The organism is Sediminicoccus sp. KRV36 (genome assembly GCF_023243115.1).
Classification (GTDB): Bacteria; Pseudomonadota; Alphaproteobacteria; order Acetobacterales; family Acetobacteraceae; genus Roseococcus.
The window spans coordinates 4,575,683-4,597,577 of the sequence record NZ_CP085081.1; the positions used below are offsets into that span (position 1 = coordinate 4,575,683).

The window sequence follows — 21,895 nt, forward strand, 5'->3', positions numbered from 1 at the left end:
AATATCGTATAAAACGCGCAGAAAAATACGATAAACTCAACTGACGTAAAAACCATCTATCAGTTTTTATTCGAAGTAAATAAATTCGTAGTCGCCCGTATAGCCCGCCTGAGCGAATGTGAAATCCCACTCTTCTGGGGTATGAAAGATACGGCAGGTGAGCTGCCAATACATCAAATTCATCTTCTCCCGCTCGTTGCGGTATCCTTCGACGCAAATATACTTGCCGCCTCGCGAGACTCGCTCAATTTCCTTGAGTGCTGCGTTCAGATCGTAATTGTAGAGGTTATGCAAAGTCGTGATGGAAATGACCAGATCGAAGTGATCATCCGGCCAGGGCAACTTCGTGGCAGAGCCAACCTGGCAGAACGGCTTCACCGATTCCATCGTGTGCTCGATGGCGTAGGGCGAGATATCAATGCCCACCACCTCCAGCCCCGGCAGCGCCTCTTTGAAATCATGCAGCAAAAAGCCCTTGCCCGAGCCAACATCAAGCACACGCATGCCGGGCTTGAGTCCATAGGCGGCGATCATGGCATCAGCGACCTTGCGCCACCGTCCATCATAACGGTAACCGCCATAACCGGTCAGGCGGCTGCCATCCCAGTAGTCAAAGCCAAACTGAATAGCCTTTTCGGCGACCTCGGCTTTATCGATCTCGTTCACCCGGGCCAAGTAATCGCGCTTGGTGGATTTATGGACCAGACTCACGAATTCACGATAAGCCATTGGATTCTTTCGCTTTGTGCGGCCCTATGGCCGACCTGACGAAACGTATTGCATATCCGCCCAGGCACGGCAACCATGTTACAGGGGGGCGATTTCTGCCAGTTTTGCAGCTGCGCGGTCCAATTGCCCACGTGCGCGCTCAGCACGCTCTCCCGGCAAGGCCGCTGCCCTACGCGCGGCGTCCATCGGCATGAATTCATTCAGAATGATGCAAGCCCATTTGACACGATACGCGTCGAGCAGCGCCTCAGCGCGGCGCTCAAAGGCTTCGTCCAGGCCGATGCCCTCGCGCAGAGCGGTGAGAAAGGCAGGCCGATGAACCAGGGGTACCGGTACTTCCGGGCAGCAGAAGAAGTCGCAGGCGAGCTTGGCGGGATCATCCATCCCGGCATACTCGAAGTCGAGGAAGGTCAGTTGGCCGGCGTGATCCGCGAGAGCGTTGTGAAAGCCGAAATCGGAGGGCGAGGCAATGATTTCCGCTTCCGCCAACCGGGCGTCATCGGCGCGGATGCGACCCCTGACTGATTGCCACGCTGGAATGAGCGCCGTCTCAATCAGGGCCGCTGCGGCCTCACGATGCGGTGCGGAAGGATCGAGAGCGCTGAACCTGGCAACGCGACGATCCACCGTCGCCACGTGATCGGCCATCGAGAAACAGGCTTCGGAACCAGGGGCCAGGCGGGCGGAATCGCGTTCGCGATTCGTGGCCACGATGAAGCCGGCCGCCTGGGCGACCATGCCGGCGTCAATGGGCGTGGGTCGCGCACCTGTGATGAAGGGATAAAGCGCCACGCCCTCGACTGGAGCCTGGGCGAGCGGCTCGGGGATGGACCGAACCCCCGCCCCCCAGGCAAAACGAAGAAACGCCCATTCCGCCCCAAGCCGGTCACGGCTGTCGCGCGGGTCCCGGTGATATGCTTTCAGCACCAGCGGGGCGGCGGTGGTCTCGACGCGAAAGACGCGGTTATTCTTGCCGCCGGTGAGTGGCGTCAGCCGCAATGGCTCGGCTTGGCCAGCAGTGGCAGCGAGGCGACGTGCCAGGCTGAGCAGCGCCTCGTCCGTCACGCGCCGAGGAGCGCCGCGTGGATGGAGGCCCAGCTCGTATGGCGCTCATAGGGTTGGGCCGCCCAAACCCCGTCCGGGTCAAAGAGGATCTTTCGCGTCATGGCCGGCAGGCCGGGCATCGCAAGGATTTCCGGCAGATCGTCAATGAAGGCATCCAGCGCCAGAGAGGCGGCACGGGCGATTTTTTCCTCTTTCCGCTCGGCGAAGAACACCTGCTCCGGCGGGATGGTCAGCGCCTGGGCGGTGAGGAAACCGCGCGCCGCAGCGTGCATGTCATGCGGCGGGCCCAGCATCGGTCGGCGGGTCTTGTGGCTGACGACAAACAGATCATGCCCAACGGCCGCGGCCGCTGTGCAGAAAGCCGCAACCCCCGGATAGGGCGAGACGAGGTCCATGCGCGCGCCATAGACATAGCCCTGCAACTCGGTGAAGGCATCCTTGCGGCCGGTGGAATTGAGGTGATCGCGGACGCTGTTCTTGCTGGTGGCGGAGAAGTCCGGCGGCAGCAAATCCCGCTCGATGGCGGCCCGGAGAAAGACACCGTCGTAATTCGCGATCGTGTTGTCGAAGTCAATGCCAATGCGCATCGGGAGATGAGCCTCAGTCAGCGTCAGATGGAAAGGACGGGCCGGGACTTCGCGGGACGTCAGTCCCGCTAAAGCGACATGTCAATCAATGGCCGGCCGACGGTCCCTGCCGCAAGATCCGTCAGAGCGTCATTGGCCTGATCCAAGCTGTAGGGCTTTGACAGGAGGTCCCGCATCGGGAAGCGCCCGGCGCCGATCAGACGGGCGAAGCGCGGATAGTCGCGATCCGGTACGCTGTCGCCACCCCAGGTTCCAAGCAGGCTTTTGCCCTGGTTGAACACGCCAGGATTGATGTCCAGCCGCGCGCCATGCCGCGCATTGCCGATCACCACCGCACGGCCGCCCTGCTGGCGGGTCGCATTGACAGCCTGGTCCATCACCGCAGGAATGCCCGAGGCTTCCACCGCGACATCCACACCCTGCGGGACGATCTTGCGGATTTCGGCCAGCACATCAACACCCGTCGGATCAATGCAATGGGTGCACCCGTAGCTCTTGGCGAGGGCGCGGCGGGCCGGGCTCGGGTCAATGCCGATGACCGGCACGCCTCCACCAAAGGCCGCGGCCACGCAGGCATTGAGCCCGATGCCGCCGGTACCGAAGATGGCGATCGCATCGCCAGCCTGCATCTTCAGGACATTGAATACGGCCCCCATCCCGGTGGGCGCGGCGCAGCCGAGCAGCACGGCGAGGTCCATCGGCAATTCGGGAGGCAGCAACGTCAGGCGATTTTCCGAGACTACGGCGTGCCGTTGAAAGGTGGTCACGCCGCCGGCATTCACCCGCTGGCCGTCCCAGTCATAGACGGCACCGCCGGCCTCGATGCCGGTGCCCTTGATCCAGGACAGGACCACGCGGTCGCCGTTCTTGACCTTGGTCACGGCGGAACCCACGTCAATGACGGTGCCGGTCCCTTCATGGCCCAGGCAATGCGGGACCCACTTGTCTTCGCCCTTGTCCCCGCGCCACTCCATCACCTGCGTGCCGCAGGCACCGGAGAAGGCGATTTCCACGAGCACCTGGCCGGGCCTGAGAGCGGGAACCTCGATCTCGGCAATGACCAGGGGCTGGCCGGTTTGGACCAGGAGGGCGGCTTGGGTTTTCATGCGGTGCTTACCTCAGCGCCTGGCGGATGCGATCCGCGATTTGGTGGCCGGTCAGGCCCAGGCATTCGCGGGCGAACTCCTGCTCGCCCGAGAGCTTGAAGAAAGCATCCGGCGTGCCGATCCGGATCAGGCGCTTGCTGGGCAGCGTCGCATTGTCAATCGCCCATTCCGCCACGGCCGAGCCGAAGCCTCCGATCAGGGAATGCTCCTCGATCGTCGCGACCACCGGGAAGCGTGCGAAACTCTCGCGAAGGCGGTCCTGGTCCAGCGGCTTGACGGTATGGAAGCTGACCACCTGCGCAGAGACGCCGTGCTGCGCCAGATCCTCGGCGGCATGCAGGGCTTCGGGCAGGATATTGCCGGTGGAGAGCAGGCAGACATCGGTGCCCTCTCGCATGGTGATGGCGCGGCCGATCTTGAAATCCGGAATCACGCCCGGGTGGATCAGCGGCTCCCCCTTCTTGCCCATGCGGATATAGGCTGGCCCATCCTGCTGCATCACGGCACGAAGGGCAGCGCGGACTTCCCACGCATCGCCCGGGCAGATCACCGTCATGTTCGGGATGGAGCGAAGGAAGGAGATATCCTCGCAAGCGTGGTGCGTCGGCCCGAGGCCGGCATAGGCCAGACCTGCGCCAACCGAGACCACCGTCACCGGGACATTGTGGTAGCAGGCGTCCGTGCGGATCTGCTCCAGGCAGCGCGTCGTGACGAAGGGCGTGATGGTGTAGGTCACCGGCCGCAACCCCGACATCGCCATGCCGGCGGCGAGGCCCATCATGTTCTGCTCGGCCACGCCGCAATTGATGAAGCGTGAGGGGTGGGCGGCGCGGAACTTGTCAAACAGCCGATTGCCGATGTCGCCCGAGAGCATCACCAGGCGCGGATCTTCGTTGCCGAGCTTGGTCAGCTCATCGGCGAATTCATTCCTCATGCGAGGCCAAGCTCCTGGCGGGCCAGCACCACCTCTTCGGCGGTGGGCGCGCGATAATGCCAGTTATTGTCGTCCTCCATGAAGGAGACGCCCTTGCCCTTGACCGTATGGGCAATCAGCGCGACCGGCTTGCCCGAGCCATTCGGCAGGTTGCGCATCTTCTCCGACAGCTCGGCGACGTCATGGCCATCCACTTCATGGGCGTCCCAGCCAAAGGCCTCCCATTTGTCGCGCAGCGGCGCCAGTTGCAGCGTCTCGTTGGAGCGCGCAGTCGCCTGCCACTTGTTGTAGTCTACGATCACGCAGAGCTTTTCCAGCTTCTGGGCGGAGGCAAACATCGCCGCTTCCCAGACGGAACCCTCATTGTTCTCGCCGTCCGAGAGCAAGGCATAAACCCGGTAATCCTGGCCCTGGATGCGGCCGGACAGCGCCATGCCGATGCCGATGGGGAGGCCGTGGCCGAGTGAGCCCGTGGCGGCCTCGACTCCCGGCAGGAGGTTGGCCGGCGGATGCTCGGCCAGGCGGCCATTATCCTTGTTGTACGTGGCGAGCTCCGCCTCCGGAAAATAACCCCGCGTCGCGAGTGTGGCATAGAGCGCCATGGCCGCGTGGCCCTTGGACAGAATGAAGCGGTCCCGCAGCGGATCGGTCGGGTTGGCGGGATCAAGCCGCAACACGTCCCAATATGCCACCGTCATGATATCCAGGCAGGAGAGGCAGGAGCCGAGATGCGCCGAGCCGGAGGCATGGCTCATGGCGATGGCCTTGCCGCGGAGTTCGGCCGCCTGGCGCTTCAGCGCGCCGATATCGGGCGCGATGCGCCCCGCATGGAGATTCATGGCTGGGTTCCCGTGACGCCCGGGGTTTGGCCCAAGGCTGGCGATGCGGTCAAGGCTTGTGCTCATAGCGCGCGGGCAGCGAAGCCAAGGCGGGCTCGAAGCGGCGCATCCAGTCAATCGTGTCGGCGATCCCGTCGGTGAGGGACATGCGGTCCTGCCAGCCCAGTTCCGTCCGCAGCTTGAAGCTGTCGAGCGTGTAGGCGGTGTCCTTGCCGGGGCGCTCGGGCCCGAGCTCGACGCAATCTTCGAAGCGCTTGCCGAGGCGGGCCAGGATGGTCTCCACGAGGGACCGGATCGAGACCAGTTCGTAGCCGGAGATGTGATACGCCTCGCCCAGCGTGCCGGAAGTGGCGATGCGCAGGGTTGCATCCGAGACATCGGCCATATGAATGAACACCCGGACCGACTTGCCCCCACCATCCAGGCGGAGCTTCTGCCCCGTCATCGCGGCGTAGATGGTTCGCGGGATGATCCGATAGAGCTGCTGGCCCGGGCCATAGACATTCGCCGCGCGGGTAAAGACCACGGGGAACTGGTAGGTGGCGAAGTAGGATTTGAGGCTCATGTCCCCCGCTGCGCGTGAAACGGCGTAGGGGGTCGAGGGATTGAACGCCGCATCCTCGCGGACCCATCCCTCCGTCGAACCATAGACCTCTGGGGTGGTCACATGGACATAGCGCTCCATGCCGTCGTAGCGGCGCAACCGCTCGTGCAGCCGGACCGTGGAGACGACATTGGTCATCATCCAGTGATCCGGGTTGATCCAGCTTTCGCCCACCATGGATTGCGCGGCGAAATTGACGATGTGGGTCGGGCGCTCCGCGGCGAGGAGAGCGTCCAGCGCGTCCAGATCATGGTTGATGTCAACGCGGTGAAACCGCACCGCGCCCGGGCGGGACTGCCAACGATACGGCAGGAAGGCCTCATGCGGCTCGGCAGAACGGCTCGTCGCCAGCACTTCGTGGCCCTGGGCCGCAAGATGGTCGCAGAAGAAGGCGCCCGAGAAGGAGTTCGACCCAAGGATCAGGAACTTCATGCGTGCACCGCGCCCGCATGCGGATCACCGTGGGCTCCGAGCCATTGCATGATCATGTGGCCGATAATCAGCTGCATGTCCTCAGCGATCTGCATATCGTCAATGGCGAAGTGGATGGGCACATCGGCCATCGCCAGCGCGCGCCCACCGGTGAAGCCGAGCACCGCGTAGCTGGTCATGCCGATGCGCTTGGCCTCTTCCAGTGCAGCCAGGATATTGGGCGAATTCCCTGAACCGGAAAACACGATCAGCACATCCCCGGCGCGCGCCTGAACAGCCAGCTGCAGGGAGAAGATCTTGTCGTAACCCTCGTCATTGGCCAGGCAGGTGATCACCGCCTGATTGGCCGGCAGCGCATGCACCCGAAGCCCCGAGCCGGGTCGCTTCGACAACGCGTAGAGAAAATCATTCGCCAGATGCACCGCATTGCCGGCACTGCCGCCATTGCCGGCAAAGAACACCTGGCGGCCGGTTTTCCAGCAATCCAGCAATTCCTGGGCGAGGCGGGCGGTCTGGCTCCAGTCGGTGGCGGCGATCAATGCGCCCAACCGCTGCCCATAATCGGCGAAATGCACCTCGGGTGCGACGACCTTGGTCATCAGGCGGCCTGCGTCAGCACGTGCTTCATCATCCAGCGCAGATTGTGGAAGTGTTCCTCTTCCTTCAGCGCACCCTGCCGGTAGAGCCCCACCATCTCCTTGATGGCATCCTCGACCGTCTTTTTCGGCCGGAACCCCGTGGCCAACAGCCGATCCGAATTCACGCGATAGCTGCGCGGGTCATTGGACGGCTTGATTTCGATTTCAGCGTTGACGTGCTCAGCGACCATCTTGGCGATATCGAGGATGGAAATATTCTCGAAGCCAGCATTGTAGACGCCGGTGTGCTGCGGATTGTCGAGCAGGAAGATGTAGAGATCCGTGATGTCGTCAATGTGGATGTTCGGCCGGGTCTGTTCGCCGCCGAGCACGGTGATGCGCCCATTCTTGAGCGCCTGCATGGTCAGCAGGTTGACTGCGACATCAAGGCGCATGCGGGGCGAGAAGCCGCAGACGGTGGCCGGACGCACGATCTGCGTCACCATGTCGTTCTCGTAGGAGAGCACGATCCGCTCGCCGCACATCTTGGTCTTGTTGTATTCGGAAATCGGAAACAGCTCGAGGTCTTCAGTGACCTGCGGCTCATCCGATACCCCGTAGACCGACCCGGACGACGCGTAGATGAAGCGCTTGATGCCTCGCCGCTTGGCCTTGTCCGCCAACTGCATGGTCGCCAGGCAGGAGATCTCCCAGGTCAGCTTCGGGTCGAGATCCGAGCATGGGTCATTGGCGACGCTGGACAGGTGGATAATGGCGTCAATGCCATCAAGGTTCACTTCCGCGATGTTGCGGATATCGCCTTGCACCACTTCCAGTTCGGGATGGGGCCGAAGGAAATTGCCGAACCATTGAATGTCGAAAGCGCGAACGCGATGGCCCCGCTCAATCAACTTCTGGACCAGGACGGTACCCTTATAGCCGCACGCACCCGTGACGAAAACATGCATCAAGGCTCTCCAACTTTACCGGCGGATGACTAGACGTGGCCGGCGGGGAAGGCAACCTGGGCTTAGCGAATTTCTCCCAAGTTTTTGATTTTCCAACAATATACAATTTCGGCCAGGGTTCTGAACGCTGCTTGAATATTTGCATCGTAACGCTGCCACCGTGGGAGGGCATTTCTGGCGAATCCTCCGGCTGGGGGGCATCCAGCCAGTTCAGCCAAGCCAGAAAGCCGCCATTCGCGATGCCTGCGGCCGCACCGGCGCGTTCCAGCCCGATGACGCTAGAGAATATCCGCAAAGCTCGGTTTGAGCCGCTTGAAGACCAGCACCCCCATGACGAACACCAACGTGGAAACGACCCAGAACACGGTCGCCTGCGCGGCCGTCGGCGCGGGATAAGGGGCCCCCAGCAACGCATGCCGGTATCCCTCGATCACAAAGGAGAGCGGATTGAAGGTGACAAACCACTGAAAGGCGCTGGGCATCATGTCGGCGGACCAAACGATCGGCGTCGCCCAGAACAGCAGGTTCATGAAGACGCCCAGGCCCTGCAGGATATCCCGGAAGGCCACTCCGAGGGAGGCCAGGGCCAGCCCCAAGCCGAGCGCCGCATAGGTCATCGCAAAAAGGTAGACCGGCAGCATGAACATGCTGAGTGTCGGCCAGCGTCCATACCAGAAGGCGATCAGCAAAGCGAAGACGACGAGCACGCCATGCACCATCAGCGCCGACAGCACCTGGGTGATGGGCAGCAATTCCAGCGGGAAGGCGATTTTGCGAACCAGATAGGCACGGCCGACGATGGACCCGGCAGCCCCGTTCACCGCCTCGGAGAACGTCATCCACGGAACCAGGGCGCAGACAAGCAGAAGAAGAAAAGGGCGCTCACCGGTGGTAGGAATGCGAAATCCCTGGGCAAAGACAACCCAGAAGACACCGATCATGATGATCGGATTGACGAAGGCCCACATGAGCCCGGCCCAGGTCCCCAGATAGCGGTCGCGCAGGTTTGCCACCGTCAGTACCCAGGTCAGGTTCGCGAGATAGGTACGGTTGGACTGGATCACGTTATGCCTCTGGCTGGTGGAAGCCTCGGCTGATCGGCCCTGGCCCAATTGAAACGGCGAGGCGCATCGCAGGTCAGGAAGCGCTCGTTCCGGGCCGCCTTATCGGCGCGAAAGCCCGGGCGGGCAACCCCGCGCCAGGGATTCGGGAGACTCTGGCAGCGGTCCGGGCGAGGTAGGATTCGCCTGATGCGGCGACCCGTCAGGGACCCATGCCCTGCGTTAGGATGCTTGCGCGGTTCGCGCGAAACTGCCAGAGAGCGGGCATTCTGGGCGAAAGAGATCGAGAAAACCATTGTCCGACCAATCCACTGACAAAGCCGCCGATTCCAACGCTGACGCGCCGGTTGCGGCCCCGGCCCCCAATCTTTCCGAGTTGCCAACCGGCGGCGTGCCACTTTTCGCCATGCCTCCGGTCCGCGCTCCGGAGGGCTTTCCGCCTGGGTTTGAATACCTCGCGTCTGAAATTCACACCGGCCCTGGGCCGGCGCTGCGCCTCATGCCGCAGGGCTATGCCTTTCCGGCCTCGGCGATCCATCCCTTCGACCCGGTGGTGCTGGCCAATCGCGCCTACCTGACGCGCGGCTATTTCGACGAGCATATCGTTCAGGGCTTCATTGATCGCGTCTATGGCCACACTCTGGTGACCTATGATGGCTTGGCCGAGCTCTCGAATCAGGTTCGCTTCTGCGAGATGGAGGGCATCGAGGGCGATTACGTCGAACTCGGCGCATATAAGGGCGGTTGCATCGGCATCATGGCGATGAGCAACCTGCATTATGGCAAGAAGCCGCGCATGATCCATGCGTTTGACAGCTTCGAGGGCCTGCCGCAGCCGGTTGCACAGGATATCGACGCCAATTTCAACGCCATGTTCAAGCTGACGGACGAGCAGAAGCAGGGTAAGCTTGAAACGATCAATGCGGTCGCCGCGGGTGAGCAGTATCTGCTCGAGCTCATGCGCAAGATTGAGTATCCGGCGGACAAGCTGCGCATCCACAAGGGCTGGTTCCAGGACACGGTCCCGGTGGCGGCACAGGAGATCGAGAAAATCGCTGTCCTGCGTTTGGATGGCGACCTTTATGAATCCTATGTCGTCCCGCTGGCGCATCTTTACGACAAGGTCGTGCCGGGCGGTTTCATCATCATCGATGACTGGATTTTCAAGGGCTGCCGTGACGCGGTGACCGAGTTCTTCGCCCAGCGTGGTGGAATGCCTTATCTGCACCGCGTGGACATCACGGTACGCGTGATCCGCAAGCCGTTCTGACCTCAGAAGCAAGCCCAGGATGGCACGCCTCCCCTCGCTGACGTGAGGGGAGCGCGGCCGTGCCGGAACATAGTGCCCGGCAGTGCCATGCCAGAAATCGAAATATTCGTGGGTGTGATAGCCGACCTCGGCATCTGAGCTGCCACCGCGCCTGCAAAAAAGTGCTCCAACTCTCCACCGACGCGCATCCGCCGCGACCCAACCAGCTGGGCTCGCTGCTGACAGAGGGCGCAGCCGCTGCGATCCAGCGCAGCGCCCCCATGGCTCATGCTCCGGCGGTCACATCCACCCGGAGCGCCCCTCCCAGCTCGGCGCGATCAGAACGCGAAACGGGTCCCGATGATCGCGCTCCGCCCCGGCGTCTGAAAGCCGTTGACCGGCTCCCATTTGCTGTCCGTCAAATTCCGTCCCTCCAGAAAGCCGGTGATCTGCGGGGTAATCCGATAGCTCGCCGTCAGGTTGAACAACGTGCCCGATTTGTTGTTGCGCGGTGAGCTGACACTCGCCCCGCTGTTCAGATAGGTGGCGAAGGCGCCTTCCGGTGAACGTCCCGTGAAGTAGATCTGCGGCGTGATGACCAGGCCAGCGATGGGTTCGATCCTCGCCAGGGCACTCACGACGCTCTCCGGCCGCCGCGGCAGAACGCGCCCTGTTTGGCCGTCCGTGGCATCGGTGATGGTCCAGGCCATTTCCGTTGTCAGCCAGCTTGCTGGGCGCAATGCCCAGACAAGCTCCACCCCTTTCAGATTGGCACTGGCAACATTCGTCAGTGAGTTGAATTGCGCATTGAAGTTGATCAGATCCGTCACGCGCGACTGGAAGAAGGTGAACCCGACTGTCGAAAAGCGCTGCTGCCCGAACGCGGGAATATCCATCTCCGCACCGAATTCGTAGCCGATGCTGGTCTCTGGGCGCAGATTGGGATTCCCCCGGAAGGTATTGCCGATGATCCCGAAGCGCTGGTTCAGCGAGGGCGCATTGAACGCCGTTCCACCCGAGGCGCGAATGCGCATATTTGCCTCAGGCACCGCCAGCACCGCGCCCACACGCCAGCTGGTATAGCCCACAAAGCTGCTCACGCTGTCATAGCGAACGCCCCCGGTGACATCGAGCCGATCCCAGAAGCGATACTGCACGGCGGCATGCCCGGCCGTCGTATCCTGCTTGGCCGCAACGGAGGAGCGGAAGGGCACATTGCCGGCATAGCTCGTCACATCCTCATGCGCATAGTTCACGCCGAAGGTCACCGCGCCCTCCGTCGCGGGGCCAAAACTGGGCAACCGCACCACATTGCCCCAATCCACGCTTTGGCGGGTACCGCTGTAGTAATCCTGCGTGCGGGCTGCGCTGAGGATATCAGGCAGGTTGGAGTAGGTGCGGCGATCCTGCGTAACGGCGAGGCGCAGGCCGGTTGTCCAAACGCCATCAAACAGACGCGATTCGCCACGGATCTGGCCCAGCCAGCGCCGGTCATCGCCCGTATAGTTCGGATCGTCACGCGGCACGCTGTCAATGCCGATGCGGTTCTCCCGCCAGCGCACCAGCCCTTCCAGCCGGGTCCCTTCGATCGGCGTGTAGCCCAGGCGCGCCGTCGCATTGGTGCTGTTGAAGCCATCCCGCTCACCCAGCGTGCGGAAGAAGCGGGAGGCAGTGGCATTGGAGGCTTGGGTCGAGATGTTGTTGAGGCTCGCCAGGTAGTCGAAGGCGCCGACCGTGCCGGCGACGCCGCCGCCCAGGCGCAAGGTGTTCTGTGAGCCGCCAGCCACCTCGCCATAGGGCATCACGGTCCGGTCCGCGGGCGCCCGACGCGTCACGAGGTTGATCACGCCGCCGATGGCCGCACTGCCATAGAGCGAGGAGGCCGGACCGCGCAGCACTTCGATCCGCTCGATATCGAACAGCGTTTCATTGCCGAAGTTGAAGGCGCCATTGGCATCGGAGGGGTCATTGACCGGAACCCCATCCATCAGCACCAGGGTCGAACGGCTGGAATTGCCGCGCATGAACACGCTGGCCTGCTGCCCCGGTCCGCCCGATTGCGCGACACGAAGGCCAGGGACGCTCGCCAGGGCTTCCGCGAGATTGGCAAAGCCATTCTCCTCGATCATCCGGCGATTGATGACAGTGATGGAGGCAGGGACGCGTTCCAGCGCGGTGGGCACGCCAGTGGCCGTCACGATGGTGTCAGGGATGGCGACTTGCGCCAAGGCAGGCGTCACCAACGCCAGGATGGCGGCGGTGCTGGGCAGAATACGGCGCATGGGAAGCTCCCCGTGTTGCGCATGACGACATGCCGAGCAGGGCATTCGCCCCGCCCGACGGCTGGCGCCGAGCTCGCAAACGGAACAAGTCCGTGGCACCGGTGCACCCCGCCCGGTACGCGCGAGAACAACTCTGCGAAGGCCGGTCTCCTGGCTCGCGGGTCAACGCCCTGGCCCGCCTTCTCACCCCGGATTTGGGGGCAATGGCGTATGGACCAGCGCTCGCCGCCTACAGTTGCGGGGGCAGCCGCGGATTATCCAGCCCGAAGGCCAGAACTTCACGCATTCCCGTTTCAACCCTCATCGGGTCACCTTCACGTGACGTGAGTGTAGGCTCAATCAGACCATCCAGCCAAGAGCCTGTATTCCCACCCAGATCAATGCGCCGATCACGAAGGTGGCAAACAGACTGCCGAGCAGGGTCAAGGCCGCTCCGATCCCGATCACGCGGTTATCGGCTTCGACCACGCCCAACGCCATGATGATGTTGCCAAAGGCCGGCGGACCGTTGGTGCCGGGTCCCGGCAAAATCAACATGACCGCGCAATAGACCGTCAGCCAGCCGACGATCTTGTCGCCGGTCGGCCCGGTAAAGAAGCCAGGGCGCGGCTTCACATACTGCTCGACGCGCTTGATCCAGGAAGAGCCAGAGGCACCCGAGAGGCGCATCAGATCCTCCCGCTTGATGGACTGGCGGGCGATGAATCGCGGCAGTTTCGGCACCCGCCGCCCCATCCCCATCTGCGCGCCGAGAATCAGCATGGGAATGCCGAAGACCGAAGCCATCCCTGGTAGCAATGACGGCAGGCAGAGCAGCAGGATCAACAGTCCAAAAGCACGGTCCCCAAATGCCTCCGCCATTTCGCCCAGCGTGATCCTGGCACCGGGGAATTGTGCCGCCACCTCGGTGACAATGCGCGAGATGGGCGCGAGATGTTCATCCTGATGTTCAGTCGCGGTTTGCGCCGTTCCGTCCAAAACGCTTTCCTTGTGACATTCCCATGCGCTTTACGCCTGCGCATGACCCGGACCCTACCGGGATATTGCGACGAATCCAGCAAAATGTTTGCGCCAAGACGTCTTGCCGCGACACCAGGGCGTTACGCCCCGGTGAAGGCGGGCTTGCGCTTCTCCATGAAGGCGCGGCGGCCCTCGCGGTAGTCCGCGCTGTCAAAACAGGCATCCTGATCGGCCGCGATGGCCGCCATGTCCCGCCCGGCAGGATCGGCCAGTACGGCGCGTACGGTGCGCTTGTTGGCACGCAAGGACAGCGGCGCATTCACCGCAATGGTCGCGGTGATTTTCGCGACCTCCGCATCCAGCGATTCAGCCGGATGCAGCTTGTTGATCAGGCCCATGCGCTCCGCCTCGGAGGCTTCAAGTCGTCCGCCTGTCATCAGGATGAAATGCGCATGCGCGGGACCGACGAGTGCGACCAGGTTGCTCACCATGTCGAAGCCATAGGCAATGCCGAGCTTCGCTGCCGGAATGCCGAATTCGCTGCCCGAACCCGCGATGCGCATGTCGCAGGACATGGCGATGCCCAAGCCCCCACCCATGCAGAAGCCCTGGATCTTCGCGATCACCGGCTTCGGGAAGTTCGCCAGCTTATCCCGGCCATGGCTCGTCTTGATGTTGTATTGCCGCTGCGCATCGGCATCCGAACGGCTTTTCTCGAACTGGCTGATATCGGCGCCCGAGACGAAGGCCTTGCCGCCAGCGCCTTCCAGCACGACACAACGCACGGCGGGATCGGCGGCGAAGAGGTCGAGCGCCTCGGCCATGCCGTCCCACATCGCGATGCTCATCGCGTTGCGCTTCTCGGGCTGGTTGAAGACGATCGTGCCCACGCCGCCTTCGCTGCGGGCCAGGATTTTTCCATCGGCGAACTGCATCTCAATCACTCTCCCAAAACCTTCTTCGACCGCAAGGCGGTGATCTCTTCGGAACTCAGCCCGGCTTCCGCCAGGATCTCGTCGGCATGCTCGCCCAGGCCCGGCACGCCGCGGCGGATGCCGGGCTTGTGGCCTTCGATGTTGATTGGCGTGCGCACCACCCCGGCCTTCCCCAGCTTGGCATGCGGCACATCCCACACCATGCCCAGATGCTGCACCTGCGGGTCCTCGAAGACCTCGCTGATGTTGTTGATCGGGCCGCAGGGGATGCCCGCCTCATCCAGCAACGCGATCCAGGTCTCGCTGGGCTTCTGGCGCGTCACCTCGCCGATCGCGGCGTTCAGCGCGGCACGGTCGGCGGTGCGGCCTTCAGCGGTCTTCCATTCGGGCTTTTCGAGCCAATCCTCGCGCGCTGCGACTTTGCAAAACACGGCCCAGAGCTTGGGCGAGGAGGCGGCGATGTTGATCGGCTTGTCGGCACTCGGGAAGACGCCCATCGGCGTGTTTACCGGATGGTCATTGCCGGCCTGCCCCGCGATCTCGCCGTTTTGCAACCAGCGCGTGGCCTGGAAGTCGAGCATGAAGACCTGCGCCTCCAGCAGCGAGGTATGGACCCAGCGGCCCTTGCCGGTCTTCTCGCGCTCATAAAGCGCCATTATCACGCCCATCGCCAGCAGATTGCCCGCGGTGAGGTCATCAATCGGGATGCCCACGCGCATCGGCCCGCGCCCGGGTTCGCCGGTGATGGACATGAGGCCGCCCAGCCCCTGCGCGATCTGGTCCACGCCGCCACGCGTCGAATACGGCCCGGTCTGGCCGAAACCGGAAATCGACGCATAGACAAGGCGTGGATTGATGGCCGCGAGCGTTTCGTAGTCGATCTTCAAGCGATGCTTCACCTGCATGCGCATGTTCTCGACCACGACATCGGCCGTGGCGGCAAGGCGCAGGAAGGCCGCGTGCCCATCGGGGTGCTTCAAATCGATGGCCAAGCCGCGCTTGTTGCGGTGCAGATTGACAGAATCAAAGCCATCCCGCGCGCCACCGAAGCCGTCATTATTGCCCGGCGGCTCGATGCGGATGATGTCGGCGCCCCAGTCGGCCAGGTGCCGCACACAGGTGGGGCCGGCGCGGGCCAGCGTCAGGTCGAGCACGCGCAGCCCGCTCAGAGGCAGCGTTGTGCCGGCCTTCGCACTGACATCGGGCATGGTTTCCTCCAAAGCTATTGTTAGGCTAACGGGGATTGCGCAGAGCAGGAACCCGGCTGGCCAAAAGCTCTTCGAAGCTGGCACGATACTGCGCAGCTTGGAGGATACGTCCGGTGCGCCCCAGCCAAAATCGGTATCACGCCATCATTGTCGAAAAAGCCGAAATCTTCGGCCCCACGATGGATGCCCTGGTGCGCGACCTTCATGCACGCATCGGCCCGGGGGAAGCGGAGAAATTTCGGGAACTGATCGAGACCTGGCCCTTTGAGCAGGACAACCCGTTGAATCCCGACGCGCTCTACCACCGCCTGCTGGCGCTGCGGGGGCAAGCTGGCCAGCCGCATGCGGCGCCAGGGGCCGAGGGCAGCCGCGGTGGTTCGTGGGGGCGCGGGTTGCTTGGCATGGCGCTGGGCGGTCTGCTCGGCCTGCCGCTTGGCATTTGTATCTATTTTCTGGTGGATCAGTTTCTTCTGCCAGCGTCACTGCGTTCTTCGGAGGGGGTGATGTGGACCGTCATCGCTCTCGGCGTGCTGCCCGCCATCCTCCTGGGCGGCTTTCAAGGGATCATGCCGAGCCGGCTGGGCGGTGCACTCCAGGCCGGGCTGGGCGGCTTTGTGGTGGCTGGCGTCGTCTCGGCAGTTGCCTCTGTGTTCCTGGCGAGCGCGTTGGGCGAGATCTTCGGCATGTCGCAGATGGAAGGCGCCTTTGCGATGGGCGTCGTCTTCACAATCATGCCGCTCGCCGCGCTGGTCGGCGGTTTGCTCTTCGGCTTCTACAGCGGCCGCCGCGCCTGGCGAAAATGGAGCACCTTAGCGTAACCCCAGGCGAACCAAGCCACGATACATGGGCCCCAGCAGGAAATTGCACATCAAGGTGCGGGTCAGGTGGAAGCCAAGCACCAATGGCACCGCCACCCCCAACGCCTTGGCCGTTACACCCATTTCCGGCATGCCACCGGGCGCCATGCCCAGCATCACCGCGGAGGGCGGCAAGCCCGTGGCCCAGGCGAGGCCCGCGCCAAACACCGTGCAGAACAGGCACAGCAACAGAGAGGAGATGAGCGCTGCGCGCATGAGCCGGCGCGAGCTCAACAGGAAATCGCGCGTCATCTTCTGCCCGAGCCCCGCGCCCATCCCCACCTGCGCGGCATCAATCAACCAGCCGGGGACGGCAGAGGGGAGTTGGTTGAACGCGGCGGCTGTAATCGCCAGGAAGCACGGGCCGATCATCCAGGGATTGGCAATGCCGGTGCGCCGCATCACCAGCGCCGCGACCAGACCGATCGCCAGCATCGCAACCAGACCCCAGGCGTCAAACGCGAGGCGAGGCGCCACGAAGGCACTGAAATCACCATGCGGCGCAATGGCCGAGAGTGTGGGCGGCATGACCAGCACCACCACCAGCACACGCAATGTCTGCGCGAGCGTCACCGGTGCGAGCGGCGCGCCCTCGCGCTGTGCCAGCACTGCCATGACAATCACGCCACCCGGGATTGTCGCGAAGTAGGCCGTGCGCGCATCCGTGCCGGCCAGCCGCGTGAAGATCGGGATGGTCGCGATACCGGCCAGGATGGAGAGCAACCCCGCGATCAGGATGGCAGGGGCGGCCCCCAGCAGGGCGGTCAGCACTGGCCCGGAAAACGTCTGCCCAAAGGCCAGCCCAATGACGATGAGCGAGGCGGGCCGCGCTGCTGCATGAACAGCCACGGGCTGGAACCACGCCAGGGCTGCCGTGCCGAACATGGCACCGATCATCCAGGCGAGTGGTACGTGCAGCAACGAAAAGACTGCGCCGCCGGCCATCGCTGCCGCCAGAGTCTTCAGATGCTGGGCAAGGGAGGGAGAGAGGGTCACGCGGGGAACAGAATCACCATTGTGCCAGCATGCGTCAAACCCGCGCCGATGCGGCCATGCCGCACGGATCCATCACCAGCTTCGTCAGGGTTCATCGGGCTTCATCAAGCGTTAACTCCCGTCATGATTTCTGGGATGGATCGTTTAATGAAGCAGAGCGAAGCGTATGAAGCCCATCGGCACCTACCTCCCCACGGGTCTGCCAGCGACCCCTCCGCCCCGCGCCGCCGAGCAGCCGGCGGCAACAACCCCCAAGCCGCCACCAATCGGTCCCAATCCGAGGTTGCGCCTGGATCCGGCGCTGGGCGTGGTTGTCATGGAATTCCTTGATTCAGGCGGCAAGGTAGAGCGAAGCGCGCCCAGCGAAGCTCAATTGCAGGCCTATCGTAACGCCCAGCGCACCGGGGCCCCTGTCAATAGGCGTTGAACCCTCCAGGGTGGCCGGATCGGTCCGCCAAGAAGACCTGACAACCGGACGCTATTGCGGCATTCGCGAAGCTCAGATGTTAAAGCCGCCCGAGGGAAAGCCATATCGCGCCAGGATATCCGCGCCGTTTGCCGTGCTGTTTTGGTTCGCGCGGTTCATCAGGTAGCGCTCGGCCAGGCGCTGGACTTCCTTGGGATCTTCCAGCTTCCTGATATCCAGTCGTGCGGATACGGCGCGCGCCTGCGCCTCGATCGACTGAATTGCGAGTTCCTGCGGGATGCCCAGCGCGCCGGTCACGACACGGCGAAGAATGGGGTCTCCCAGGACCGCGTAGATGCTGTTATTCACCGCCGGCGCGCGGTCCTTGAAGAGGATGGCATCACCGAGGCCCGGCTGCTCCTGTTCCAGGTTCCGGTTCCATTGGGCGCGCCGCAATCCATCCGCCAGCCCCGCCTGCACCTGCGGGTCGCGCAGCGCCTGAATGCCCCGGGTGGCGAGTTGCATCGTCTCGGCGGCAGATTTCCAGCGCTTATCGCCAATGGTGTTGGCCAGGCTCTTTGGGTCCGCCAGGTCGGACAGCAGGACACGTGTGGCAAGCCCCTGCTGCCCCGCCCCCTCGGGAATACCCAAGGCGGCTGTCACCACCTGCAAGACCCGCGGATCACGCAGCGCCGCTCTGACGTCAGGCGCTCGATCGACGGCGCGCTTGAACTGCTCCATCACACGCTTCTGCTGCGGCTCAGTGGCAATCCGGCCGAGTGCCCGCTCCTCCTCGCCCGGCTTGAGCATGCGGCGAAAGGCGGCGACGGCACCGGCCGCGTCAGCCATGGTTCAGCCCATCCGTGGGATCACGGCGCGGGGCCGGCAGCGGGGCCAGCCCCAGAACCTCCTCCTCATGGCGCATCACCCGGCGGGCAATCTTCAGCGCCAGATAGCAATCATCATCCTCGGCCGCCTCCAGTGCGCGGGCCAGCATCTCCCGCACCAAAACCGACGTTGTGGCCTCCATGAATTCGACGATCAGGGCGCGTGCAGAAGCGAGGCCGGGGGCACGCTCCTCATCCGTGCCGATGTAGGCGGTCTGAAGCGCGAAATAGATGCGGCGTGCTGGTGTATTGGCGCCTTCGGGTGCCATGATCTGCTTACCGAACAGGAAGCGTGCCTTCGCCGCAAGTTCAATCCGTGTGCGATTGCGAAAGCGGATCGGCGCACCGTTCACCACCATCAGATCGCCCTGGCGAAGTTCCAACACCAGCGTGGACATGTTTTATTCCCTTCAGCTTCGGTCCGGCAGGAAAGGCGCCCCTCGTGGAGGAGGGGCGGTCGGCGCGGGCCCTCATGGCTCCGGACCGTTCCTCCGATGCCCGGGCTCTCCGGACATGCGGCCATACTGAAGGGGCGCGGTTAATGTCGCTTGAAGACGGGTCCGTTCAGCGCAGGAAATTTGCGAGGTTGAGCCCGCTCAGCGATCCGATGGCACGGTAGCTGGCTTCCAGCGCATTGCGCGTTGCTTGCATGCGGGTCAGCACATCGGCCACGTCCACGTCCTCGATGGAGGAGAGCTGCTGGGCCAGCGCGGCGGAGAGATCATCGTGCCGCCGCTGCGTCGCCTCCATGCGAGCCTCGACATTGCCAAGGGCCCCGGCTTCCTCGCCGAGCGCGAGCTCGGCCGAATACAAACCATCACGCAGCGTGGCGACAAACCCGTCGAACACTGCCTGGTCGGTCATCTGCTCGGGCTTCAGCGCAGCCAGGCTCATCAGGTTGCGCATCAGGTCGCGCGCCCAGCTGCCCGTGGTCTCACCCATGCTGACGACCTCGGCATTGCGATTGGCTACGATGCCGTAGCCAATGATCTGCCCATCTGCCGCGGGCACGCCACGACGCGCCTCCTGGTCGGTGGAGGGCAATCCAGCATCGGCGGCGAGGAAGTCCGAGAAGGGCGTGACGCCTGCCGCATTGCTCTGCGCGATGCTGCGCGTGGCGGCCACAGTCACGGCCACCCCCTGGCTCGGCAGCGCCGCGATTTCAGTCGCGATGTCCTGCGCCATCTGCCCCGTCGCCAATCCTTCGGGATTGGGGATGGGTGGCCGGCTGAGATCGCTGCCGCCGAACAGGTATTCACCGGCATGGCGGGTATTGAGCAGATGCGCAACCTCACTCAACGCTGCCCTCGCGTGGCTTTGCACCGTCATCAACGAACCCGGATCGCCGGCAGAGATTCGCGTCGCCGCCTTGGTTCGAAACTCACGGGCGATATCGGTCAAACGCTCCAGACTATCCTGCATCACGGCCGTGCGGCCCAGGGACTGGTCCATTGCCCTGCCATAAACCTCGCGCCGGTCAATCTCGCCACGCAGGGAGACGGCGCGGGGGATTTCCGGTGCGAGATCGCCGATCTTTTCAGCCTTGAGCCCACTCGTCGCCTGGCGTGTGAAGTTGTCCAGCCGCGCGCGCAATTGGGCCGTTTCACCCGTCAGCCGGGTGAACATCTCGATGCTCGACATGACGCATCAACCCCCTTCATCGTCCTATGCTTTGCAGCTGTTCCCACATCTGCTGTGCGGTGTTCATCACGCGCGCATTGGCTGCGTATGCGTTCTGCAGGCGAATCAACGCGGCCATCTCCGCATCAGGATCCACGCCGGATTCACGCTGGAAGCGCGCATCCATGCCGACCCTCAGCCCCTCCGCGCGCTCACGCGCGGCACTGGCTGCCGCGCGGTCACCGGTTTGCAAGCCGGTCAGGGTGGCGGCGTAATCGCCGATGGAGCGCGGCGGAATGAAAGGAGAGTTTAGGCTGCCATCGGGTCCGATCCCGCCGGAAGCGATGGGTGGCCACTCCACCCCCTCGCGCACGGTCTCACCCAGGCTGTGATCAAGAATGCGGTCCAGCAATGTCGCGAAGCCCGCAGGGCCGTCTGCCGGGTTGGGGTTGAAGGCGCTGGGACCACCCGATGTCTCGGCCACCGCCTGGGTGCCATCCCGCATGAGGGCAGGATTGCCCGCAACGGCATCGCTCACACGAATCTGCAGCGCGAAACCGATCTGCCCGCTGGTCGAATCGTTGTAAGGTAGGGTGGCATCGGGAACTTCCCCAAAACGTCCGGTGAACAGGCGCAGCCCCTGCTGATCGAAGCGCGTGGTTAGCGTCGCCGCGGCCAGATCAAGCTCCGCCAGATAGCGCGGCAAGGTGGTATCGCGCAGCGCCACATATTCACCGAGCCGTCCCCCGCCCAACTGCCGGGTGATATCCGTGCCACCAAGCAGGATAGGAGGAATATCGCCGCCGCCACCATGAAAGGAACTGGGGCCAAGATCAGCCATGCTCGCAGAAATGGCATCGCCATCCGGGTCGAGCGGCAAAGCGAAGCCACTCTTGGAGAGCAGTACCAGCCCACCATCCGCTTGGTGCAGGGCATGGATGGGCAGGCTCTCGGAGAGCTTGGCCAGGGCCTGGTCCCGCTGATCCTCGAGGCCACTTGTGCCAAGTCCGCGCGAGCGGTCGCCACGAATGCCGATGGTCAGCTGCGCGATGTCACGCAAACCTGCATTCACCAGCGCCACTTCACGGACCATGCCATCATGCGCCTGCTGCCGAGCGTCGGTGACCGCGCCCGCCACATCCTGGAAGCGGGATGCCACGTTGCGTGCAGCATTCACCGCATCGCGCTGCAGGCCGCCCTCACCAGGCGCAGCGCGGAGCCCGGTGAGGCTGGTCCGAAGGGCGGCGATCGTATCCCCCAGGTTCTCGCCGGCGGCCGCGCTGCCATGCATGGCTTCAATTCCTGAGAGCAGGCGCTCCCGCACACCAGCCGCTGCGGCCTCGCCGCCGCGCGCGTCACGTTCGTTGAGCAGCGCCTGGTCTACCTCACGCCGTGCATCGCCGAGTCGCACGCCGAGCGGCATGCCGGCTGCCGTGCGCGATTCCGCTGCACCTGTCTTGCGGGTGTAGCCAGGCGTATCGGCGTTGGTGATATTCTGCGAGACATTCGCCAAGGCGCGCTGCGTGGCTTGCAGCCCACTCTTGGCGATTCCCAGGGCAAGATCGAGGCTCATGGTTGGTTCACCTTATCGA

At 63.5% G+C, this 21,895-nt stretch carries 21 protein-coding genes and 1 riboswitch; of the genes, 2 read left to right on the forward strand and 19 right to left on the reverse strand.

Going from position 1 to position 21,895, the window contains the following annotated elements; all coding sequences use genetic code 11:
• Window positions 1–66 precede the first annotated feature (66 nt).
• The 10 genes from LHU95_RS21765 to LHU95_RS21810 all read right to left on the reverse strand — a co-directional run bounded on the left by LHU95_RS21765 (window position 67) and on the right by LHU95_RS21810 (window position 8,906).
• Window positions 67–729 (reverse strand): methyltransferase domain-containing protein, encoded by a 663-nt coding sequence (locus LHU95_RS21765; protein ID WP_248709046.1) that lies wholly within the window; start codon window positions 727–729, stop codon window positions 67–69.
• A gap of 78 nt (window positions 730–807) precedes the next feature.
• Window positions 808–1,794 (reverse strand): phosphotransferase, encoded by a 987-nt coding sequence (locus LHU95_RS21770; RefSeq protein ID WP_248709047.1) that lies wholly within the window; start codon window positions 1,792–1,794, stop codon window positions 808–810.
• Window positions 1,791–2,381: a hypothetical protein gene (locus tag LHU95_RS21775; RefSeq protein WP_248709048.1), complete on the reverse strand. Its 591-nt coding sequence runs from the start codon at window positions 2,379–2,381 to the stop codon at window positions 1,791–1,793. Before LHU95_RS21775 ends, LHU95_RS21770 begins: the two co-directional genes overlap by 4 nt.
• A gap of 68 nt (window positions 2,382–2,449) precedes the next feature.
• Window positions 2,450–3,487, reverse strand: coding sequence for a zinc-binding dehydrogenase (locus LHU95_RS21780; RefSeq protein WP_248709049.1), 1,038 nt, complete (start codon window positions 3,485–3,487; stop codon window positions 2,450–2,452).
• A 7-nt stretch (window positions 3,488–3,494) separates the two neighbouring features.
• Window positions 3,495–4,421, reverse strand: coding sequence for a transketolase C-terminal domain-containing protein (locus LHU95_RS21785; RefSeq protein ID WP_248709050.1), 927 nt, complete (start codon window positions 4,419–4,421; stop codon window positions 3,495–3,497).
• Window positions 4,418–5,260: a transketolase gene (locus tag LHU95_RS21790; RefSeq protein WP_248709051.1), complete on the reverse strand. Its 843-nt coding sequence runs from the start codon at window positions 5,258–5,260 to the stop codon at window positions 4,418–4,420. The genes LHU95_RS21785 and LHU95_RS21790 overlap by 4 nt, the downstream gene beginning before the upstream one ends.
• A 49-nt stretch (window positions 5,261–5,309) precedes the next feature.
• Window positions 5,310–6,296 carry a GDP-mannose 4,6-dehydratase gene (locus LHU95_RS21795; RefSeq protein WP_248709052.1) on the reverse strand — a complete coding sequence of 329 codons (987 nt, stop codon included), beginning with the start codon at window positions 6,294–6,296 and terminating at the stop codon, window positions 5,310–5,312.
• Window positions 6,293–6,895: an SIS domain-containing protein gene (locus LHU95_RS21800; RefSeq protein WP_248709053.1), complete on the reverse strand. Its 603-nt coding sequence runs from the start codon at window positions 6,893–6,895 to the stop codon at window positions 6,293–6,295. The genes LHU95_RS21795 and LHU95_RS21800 overlap by 4 nt, the downstream gene beginning before the upstream one ends.
• On the reverse strand, window positions 6,895–7,842 hold the full coding sequence (locus LHU95_RS21805) for an SDR family oxidoreductase (protein WP_248709054.1): 948 nt from the start codon (window positions 7,840–7,842) through the stop codon (window positions 6,895–6,897). Before LHU95_RS21805 ends, LHU95_RS21800 begins: the two co-directional genes overlap by 1 nt.
• Before the next feature lie 278 nt (window positions 7,843–8,120).
• A complete protein-coding gene (locus tag LHU95_RS21810) occupies window positions 8,121–8,906 on the reverse strand; it encodes an ABC transporter permease (protein ID WP_248709055.1) in 786 nt (261 codons plus the stop codon).
• 292 nt (window positions 8,907–9,198) lie between these two features.
• Between LHU95_RS21810 and LHU95_RS21815 the strand changes: the two genes are divergently transcribed.
• Complete coding sequence (locus LHU95_RS21815) at window positions 9,199–10,173, forward strand: TylF/MycF family methyltransferase (RefSeq protein WP_248709056.1); 975 nt, start codon at window positions 9,199–9,201, stop codon at window positions 10,171–10,173.
• A 317-nt stretch (window positions 10,174–10,490) separates the two neighbouring features.
• Here the strand turns inward: LHU95_RS21815 and LHU95_RS21820 are convergent, their stop codons facing one another.
• From LHU95_RS21820 to LHU95_RS21835, 4 genes are all read right to left on the reverse strand, one after another.
• A complete protein-coding gene (locus LHU95_RS21820; RefSeq protein WP_248709057.1) occupies window positions 10,491–12,434 on the reverse strand; it encodes a TonB-dependent receptor in 1,944 nt (647 codons plus the stop codon).
• A 122-nt stretch (window positions 12,435–12,556) separates the two neighbouring features.
• Window positions 12,557–12,765, reverse strand: a riboswitch (cobalamin riboswitch).
• Between the two features lie 8 nt (window positions 12,766–12,773).
• Window positions 12,774–13,412 carry an exopolysaccharide biosynthesis protein gene (locus tag LHU95_RS21825; RefSeq protein ID WP_248709058.1) on the reverse strand — a complete coding sequence of 213 codons (639 nt, stop codon included), beginning with the start codon at window positions 13,410–13,412 and terminating at the stop codon, window positions 12,774–12,776.
• Between the two features lie 122 nt (window positions 13,413–13,534).
• On the reverse strand, window positions 13,535–14,329 hold the full coding sequence (locus LHU95_RS21830) for an enoyl-CoA hydratase (protein ID WP_248709059.1): 795 nt from the start codon (window positions 14,327–14,329) through the stop codon (window positions 13,535–13,537).
• 5 nt (window positions 14,330–14,334) lie between these two features.
• Window positions 14,335–15,537, reverse strand: a complete 1,203-nt coding sequence (locus LHU95_RS21835; RefSeq protein ID WP_248709060.1) for a CoA transferase — start codon at window positions 15,535–15,537, stop codon at window positions 14,335–14,337.
• 113 nt (window positions 15,538–15,650) lie between these two features.
• On the opposite strand from LHU95_RS21835, the gene LHU95_RS21840 reads away from it, so the two are divergent.
• Window positions 15,651–16,355, forward strand: a complete 705-nt coding sequence (locus LHU95_RS21840; protein ID WP_248709061.1) for a hypothetical protein — start codon at window positions 15,651–15,653, stop codon at window positions 16,353–16,355.
• Here the strand turns inward: LHU95_RS21840 and LHU95_RS21845 are convergent.
• From LHU95_RS21845 to LHU95_RS21865, 5 genes are all read right to left on the reverse strand, one after another.
• Window positions 16,347–17,339, reverse strand: coding sequence for an AbrB family transcriptional regulator (locus LHU95_RS21845; RefSeq protein ID WP_248709062.1), 993 nt, complete (start codon window positions 17,337–17,339; stop codon window positions 16,347–16,349). The genes LHU95_RS21840 and LHU95_RS21845 overlap by 9 nt on opposite strands.
• 550 nt (window positions 17,340–17,889) lie before the next feature.
• Window positions 17,890–18,645: a DUF1217 domain-containing protein gene (locus LHU95_RS21850; protein WP_248709063.1), complete on the reverse strand. Its 756-nt coding sequence runs from the start codon at window positions 18,643–18,645 to the stop codon at window positions 17,890–17,892.
• On the reverse strand, window positions 18,638–19,081 hold the full coding sequence (locus LHU95_RS21855; RefSeq protein ID WP_248709064.1) for a flagellar biosynthesis repressor FlbT: 444 nt from the start codon (window positions 19,079–19,081) through the stop codon (window positions 18,638–18,640). The genes LHU95_RS21850 and LHU95_RS21855 overlap by 8 nt, the downstream gene beginning before the upstream one ends.
• 166 nt (window positions 19,082–19,247) lie before the next feature.
• Window positions 19,248–20,324: a flagellin gene (locus tag LHU95_RS21860; protein WP_248709065.1), complete on the reverse strand. Its 1,077-nt coding sequence runs from the start codon at window positions 20,322–20,324 to the stop codon at window positions 19,248–19,250.
• Between the two features lie 16 nt (window positions 20,325–20,340).
• On the reverse strand, window positions 20,341–21,876 hold the full coding sequence (locus LHU95_RS21865) for a flagellar basal body rod C-terminal domain-containing protein (RefSeq protein ID WP_248709066.1): 1,536 nt from the start codon (window positions 21,874–21,876) through the stop codon (window positions 20,341–20,343).
• Window positions 21,877–21,895 lie beyond the last annotated feature (19 nt).